This window comes from Candidatus Limnocylindrus sp., from assembly GCF_040397215.1.
In the GTDB taxonomy this organism is placed as follows: Bacteria; Chloroflexota; Limnocylindria; order Limnocylindrales; family Limnocylindraceae; genus Limnocylindrus.
Genome location: NZ_JBBAWK010000034.1, coordinates 1 through 5,660, shown reverse-complemented (window position 1 = coordinate 5,660; position 5,660 = coordinate 1). Strand labels below are relative to the sequence as shown.

Annotated in this window: 6 protein-coding genes and 1 pseudogene; 3 read left to right on the top strand and 4 right to left on the bottom strand. The window is 64.8% G+C overall.

Features of this window, described 5'->3' with window-relative positions; translation table 11 throughout:
* From AC3LCN_RS05835 to AC3LCN_RS05825, 3 genes and pseudogenes are all read left to right on the top strand, one after another.
* Window positions 1–339 (top strand): annotated as a pseudogene (locus AC3LCN_RS05835) (hypothetical protein); the annotation flags it as partial.
* Between the two features lie 25 nt (window positions 340–364).
* On the top strand, window positions 365–982 hold the full coding sequence (locus tag AC3LCN_RS05830; protein ID WP_488649128.1) for a hypothetical protein: 618 nt from the start codon (window positions 365–367) through the stop codon (window positions 980–982).
* 4 nt (window positions 983–986) lie between these two features.
* Window positions 987–2,111, top strand: a complete 1,125-nt coding sequence (locus AC3LCN_RS05825) for a phosphotransacetylase family protein (protein WP_488649127.1) — start codon at window positions 987–989, stop codon at window positions 2,109–2,111.
* Between the two features lie 9 nt (window positions 2,112–2,120).
* Here AC3LCN_RS05825 and panC read toward each other — a convergent pair whose 3' ends face one another.
* From panC to AC3LCN_RS05805, 4 genes are all read right to left on the bottom strand, one after another.
* The gene (gene panC, locus AC3LCN_RS05820) at window positions 2,121–2,981 is read right to left on the bottom strand and encodes a pantoate--beta-alanine ligase (protein ID WP_488649126.1); all 861 of its coding nucleotides are present in this window, start codon (window positions 2,979–2,981) and stop codon (window positions 2,121–2,123) included.
* Between the two features lie 15 nt (window positions 2,982–2,996).
* Entirely contained in the window at window positions 2,997–3,836 is an 840-nt protein-coding gene (panB, locus tag AC3LCN_RS05815; RefSeq protein WP_488649125.1) for a 3-methyl-2-oxobutanoate hydroxymethyltransferase, read from the bottom strand.
* Window positions 3,836–5,140: a bifunctional phosphopantothenoylcysteine decarboxylase/phosphopantothenate--cysteine ligase CoaBC gene (gene coaBC, locus AC3LCN_RS05810; RefSeq protein ID WP_488649124.1), complete on the bottom strand. Its 1,305-nt coding sequence runs from the start codon at window positions 5,138–5,140 to the stop codon at window positions 3,836–3,838. Before coaBC ends, panB begins: the two co-directional genes overlap by 1 nt.
* Window positions 5,137–5,660 (bottom strand): type III pantothenate kinase (locus tag AC3LCN_RS05805; RefSeq protein WP_488649123.1); only part of this gene is annotated, 524 nt, incomplete at its 5' end. The genes AC3LCN_RS05805 and coaBC, both read right to left, overlap by 4 nt.

Here is a 5,660-nt window from a genome sequence, read left to right as displayed (position 1 = left end):
GGCAAGATCAAGACGAAGATCGTCGCTGAGGCGGCCAACGGGCCAACGACCCCAGAGGCGGACGACATACTCTTTGCAAATGGCGCCATGGTGATCCCCGATATCCTCTGCAACGCAGGTGGTGTGACGGTGAGCTACTTCGAGTGGGTGCAGGACCTGAACCGCGACTTCTGGGAAGAGGAAGAGGTCAACGTTCGCCTCGAGAAGAAGATGGTCCGCGCCTTCCACGAGGTCTACGACATGGCCCAGAAGGAGAAGAGCCACCTGCGCACAGGTGCCTACCTCCTCTCGGTGCAGCGTGTTGCCGATGCCATGACGGTGCGGGGTATCTACCCGTAAACCCCCTGCGCGCTAGGATGCGCACATGGCTGGCCTAGACCACGAAGAGCGCTTTCTCTTTCGCGAGGAGATCCTCGCGCTTGCCGCCGCGCTCACCGAAGGTTCGGCGCTCGACAACGTTGAGGACCTGCTCGTTGACCTGATCACCTCGAGCCACTTTGACGCCGAGGTGGTCACGTTGGAGCGCTCGCTCCAGGCAATGCTGGGCCAGCGCCAGGGTGCAACGCTGGTGACGGCCCTCACCGCAGCTCCCGAGGTCTTCGACGAGGTGACAGAGCTACGGCTGCCAGCGGAGGTGATCGATCGTCTCGCAGGCTGGCGCGCGCGATTTGGCCTGGCGATTGATAACGCGCTGAGCTTCCTCTCCAACCCCGACGGTATTCAGGGGCATAACTTCACCACGCAGGTGGCCCACGCCGACGACCGCCGAACGCTGCAGGGGCGACTCACCTTCGTGCGCTACAGCAACGAGTCAGAGTTCTTTATTGCCGACGCCAACGTCTTTCTTGAAGTTGCCGCCGAAGTGCTCGACAAGCTCGGCACGCACATCAGCCGCGAAGATGTTGACCAAGAGTCGGTGATGCGCCTCAAAGAGGCGGTCAACCTGATCGAGCGTCGCACCGCGCCGCGCGAAGAGGCTTAATCCGATGACCGGCGCCGCGGGCGCACGGCAGCTCTTCCTCGCCGCGACGGGGCAGAACCGCGGCAAGACAACCACCTCACTTGGACTCTTTGCCGCCTTCCGCGCGCAGGGGCTGGACACGGGGTTTATGAAGCCTGTCGGCCAACGCTGGATCACCATCGACAACACCCCCGCCGATGAAGATGCCGCCCTGATGCGCGGCGTGTTCGATCTGGCCGATGCGATTGCACTCCTCTCTCCGGTGCAGATTCCGCGCGGCTTTACGCGCAAGGTGATTGAGGGGCAGGTGGTTGAAGACCTCAGTGCGAAGATCATCGCCGCCCAGTTGGAGCTTGCGCAGAGACACGAACTGCTACTGCTCGAGGGGACAGGGCATGCGGGTGTAGGTGCGGTGATCGGATTGAGCAATGCCGATGTTGCTGCACTCCTCGGCGCACCGGTGATCATCGTCAGCGAGGGCGGCATCGGCCGACCGATCGACGAGATCGTGCTGAACGCAGCCCTCTTCGCGGCCCGTGGTGTTGAGGTTGTGGGGGCGATCGTCAACAAGGTTAACCTTGACCTACAGCCAGAGTTGCCGCGTCTCCTAGAGAAGGGGCTCGCGCGCCACGGAATTCCACTCCTCGGCGTTCTTCCATATCGCCAGATTCTTTCGAACCCGACGCTGGCGATCATCGAAGATGGCTTGCAGGGTGAGACCCTCTGGCCCGGTCGCGACATGGACGCGATCATTGGTCGCGTCTCCGTTGCCGCAATGCAACCTGAGCATGTGATGCAGCGCATCGGCGAAAGCGCCCTCGTCGTTGTTCCTGGTGACCGTGAGGATGTGATTGAGGTCCTCACCAACCTCTGGCTTGACGGGAAAGATCATCCGAACCGACCGCTCGGCTTCGTGCTCAGCGGTGGCTATCGTCCGAGCGCACGGGTGCTGGAGATGATTCGTAAGGCCAACGTCTTTGCCGTGCTGATGGAGGGCGACACCTATAGCGTTGCCTCGAACGTTCATGACCTACTGGTGAAGACACACCCCGAAGACGTGCGCAAGATTGAAGAGATCAAGCAGCTCGTTGCCGGCTCCCTCGACGTAGGCCGCATCCTCGCCGCGGCGCGGCCGGTTCCAATTCGCTAATCGGCGCTCCTACGGGAGTGTGATTGCGTCGATCAGGCGCACCCCCTCAACAACGGCGGCGAGAGAGACGAGGGCCTCGCCAGATACGGCATTGCCAACTGTTGCATCTTCTGCAAGTGGCAACAGCGTTGCACCCTCAGCAAAGTCGAGATAGTCGAGCGAGAGGATTGGCTCAGCTGCGATCACCCGTTCGGCGAGTTCCCGCAGCATGGCAATGTTCTTAACGCCTGAGGCATACGCCTCGGCGATGAGCGAGAGGGCGACGGGGATCGCCTTCGCCGCCGCAACGCGACCGCTCGCTGAGAGCATCTGGTTGCGTGAGCTGAGCGCCAAGCCGTCAGCATCACGCACCGTTGCGACGCGAAGAATTGCAATCTGGTCGCTCCGTTGTGCCGCCATCCATTCGATGACACGCACCTGCTGCGCATCCTTCGCGCCGAAGTACGCCTGGTCGGGGTGCACGAGATCAAAGAGTCGCGAGACAACGGTCGCCACGCCGGCGAAGTGCCCGGGCCGGGAGGCACCCTCAAGCCGCGTGGCGAGCGGACCTGGCTCAACGTTCGCGACCGGTTCGTTGGGCGGATAAATCTCGTCAACGTTGGGGACGAAAATGAGCTGTGCGCCAGCCGCCTCAGCGAGTTCCTGATCGGCAGCACGCGAGCGTGGGTATTGCGCCGCGTCCGCAGCGCTTCCGAACTGTCGCGGGTTCACGAAGATCGAGACGACCACGGTGGCGGCGGTGCGGCGCGCGGCGGCAATCAGCGCCGCATGACCGGCGTGGAGCGCCCCCATCGTTGGTACCAGCGCAACAGGGCGGGGGAGTTGGGCGAGAGCCTCGTCGAGTTCGGATCGAGTGGTTGCGGTACGCATCGTCCTGGCTCTGAGCTAGCGCGGGAGCTCTTCGAGGGCGGCGATGAGGGTTGCGTCGGCAGCGATCCCTTGCGTCGCGGTGGGGAAGCTCCCCGACTCCACGTTCGCCCGCCAGGTGGTGAGGGCGGCAATCGCCTCGTCGCGAAGGTTGGCGATGCGCCCAGCGTGTCGTGGCGCGGCGGCGCCGAGTAGGCCGAGCAGATCGGGGAGCACCTGCACCTGTCCGGTGCAACCGCCGCCGGCGCCAATGCCGATCGTTGGGATCGTGAGGCGGCCCGTGATGGCGGCGGCAAGCTCCTGCGGCACGAGCTCGATCACGATCGCCGATGCGCCAGCCTCCTGCAGGGCGATCGCATCCTCAAGGAGCGCCGCCGCCGCCTCGGGGAGACGCCCCTTCGCGCGTGGCTTGCTCTCATTGAGCGACGACTGCGGCGTGAAGCCGATGTGACCAATCACGGGAACGCCACTGCGCACGAGGGCAGCGACGATGGGGGCCACGGCCACGCCACCCTCCAGCTTCACGGCACCAGCGCCAGCATCGCGAATGAAGTGCGCCGCGTTCTCTGCCGCCGTCGGGGCATCAACGTACGAAAGAAACGGCATGTCGGCGATCACGAGCGCACTGCTGGTAGAGCGAACGACGGCGGCGGTGTGATGCAGCATCTCGCTCATTCCAATGCGCACGGTAGATTCATATCTGAGCGCAACCTGTGCGAGTGAATCACCCACCAGTACAAATTGAATCCCAGCCGCCTCGGCGAACTCAGCGGTTGGTCGATCCCATGCGGTGACAACTGCGAAGTGGTCGCCCGCGGCGTGGGCGGCGCGCATATCGGCAACGGTGTGCCGTGCCATCAACTTGCTCGCGTTGCGAGGAGTGCCACCACTCGGTCCAAGATTGCATCGGCCACGACACGCTTCGGTGCCGGACCAACACGGGTGACGAGCTCGTCGGCGCCAATGATCTCTGCGGCATTCTCGGCGCTCTCAAATCCTATGCCGGGTGCCGTGACATCGTTGGCGACAATCAGATCGAGATCTTTGTGCTGCAGCTTCTCGCGTGCGCGCGGTGTTGCACTCGCCTCTGCCGAGAATCCGACGAGCAGCGTCTGGCGTATAGCCCGTGCGCCAAGCGCCTGCGCCAATCTGGCGAGCAGGTCGGGGGTTGGCGTGAGGCGCAGCGTGATCTCGCCATCGCGACGCAGCTTCTCTGTGAGCGGGCCGCCCGCGACGCGGAAGTCAGAGACGGCGGCGGTGGCAATGAGCGCGTCGGCGGGCGTCGCTGCGCTGCCGTTCGGTGCGGCGAGGAGTGCGTTGCGCAGCGTGGCATCGAGCGCGTCAACGCTCATGGCGCGCACGACGGTGACACCCTCAGGGAGCGGCACGCTGACGCGGGCGGCGATCAGGGTGACGTCGGCACCACGATCGCGCGCCGCCTCAGCGAGGGCGATCCCCTGACGACCCGATGAGCGGTTCGCCAAGATGCGCACCGCATCGATCGGCTCCTCAGTGCCACCCGCGGTAATCACGATCCGGCGCCCCGAGAGATCGCCAGCGGGTACCACTGGTGGACGGCGGCTCTCGTTTGGTTCGCGAACTGGTGCCGCGCCAATCGCAGCCACTACGGCATCAACGATCGTTGCAGTTTCGGCGAGGCGGCCGACGCCGGTAGCGCCACTGGCAAGAGCACCGCTCTCCGGTGCAACAAGTGCGTAGCCGAAGTCATCACGAAGTCGCGTCGCGTTTTTTTGCGTGGCGGCATGCGCCCACATCTCACCATCCATTGCCGGTGCAACGATGACGGGTGCGGTGGTGGCGAGGCAGGCGGCGGTGACTACGTCTCCGGCGAGTCCACTCGCCATGGCGCCGATCCACTGGGCTGTTGCCGGCGCGATCAGGATCGCATCGGCAGAGTCGGCGGCAACGATGTGGCCGATGCGACCGTCGGGGAGCAGGTCGAGCAGGTCGGCATCAACAGCGTGCCCCGTGAGTGTGCGCAGGGTGAGCGGTGAGACGAACCGCGTGGCAGCTGGGGTGAGGAGCGCCTGCACATCGGCACCCTCGGCGCGGAGTGCCCTCACGATCTCTGGTGACTTATAGGCGGCGATGGAGCCGGTGATTCCGAGAACAACGAGCCGTCCGGCGAGGCGCTGACTCATGCGCGCACCGCTGAGGGTAGTGCGTTGATCGCACGCAGCACAAATTCCGTATCGCGATGATCGGCGGCAACTGTGGCGCACCAACCGGCGAGCGCTGCACCGCCACTCAGCACGATGGCGGGACTTGGCGCACCTGGATCTCGGCGTGACATCTCTTCGATCGACTCCGCAATCAGCGCGGTGAGGGCGCCGCGTGCGCCGCGAAGGATTCCGGCGCTGAGCGCTTCGGCGGTGTTGGCCCCAATGGGCCCAGCGAGATCGGGGCTCTCGTCATAGATGGCAACAAGTGGGAGTGCGGCGGCGCCGCTCGCCAGGGCGCGGGAGGCGAGCACGGGAGAGGGGGAAATCGCGCCACCAATAAGGTGGCCACTTCGATCGACGCAGGTGAGGGTCAGTGCTGTGCCGAGGGTCACGGCGATCGCGCCGCGCCCTGCGGGGGCGCCGTACTCCGTATACGCGAGCCAGGCGGCAAGGAGACGGTCGATGCCGATCTGGGCTGGTGGGGTGAGTGCCAGCTCGA

Excerpts from the sequence above, each read along its gene's own strand:
- AC3LCN_RS05830 (WP_488649128.1), top strand. The coding sequence starts at position 365 with ATGGCTGGCCTAGACCACGAAGAGCGCTTTCTCTTTCGCGAGGAGATC.
- coaBC (WP_488649124.1), bottom strand. The coding sequence starts at position 5,140 with ATGAGTCAGCGCCTCGCCGGACGGCTCGTTGTTCTCGGAATCACCGGC.
- panC (WP_488649126.1), bottom strand. The coding sequence starts at position 2,981 with ATGCGTACCGCAACCACTCGATCCGAACTCGACGAGGCTCTCGCCCAA.
- panB (WP_488649125.1), bottom strand. The coding sequence starts at position 3,836 with ATGGCACGGCACACCGTTGCCGATATGCGCGCCGCCCACGCCGCGGGC.
- AC3LCN_RS05825 (WP_488649127.1), top strand. The coding sequence starts at position 987 with ATGACCGGCGCCGCGGGCGCACGGCAGCTCTTCCTCGCCGCGACGGGG.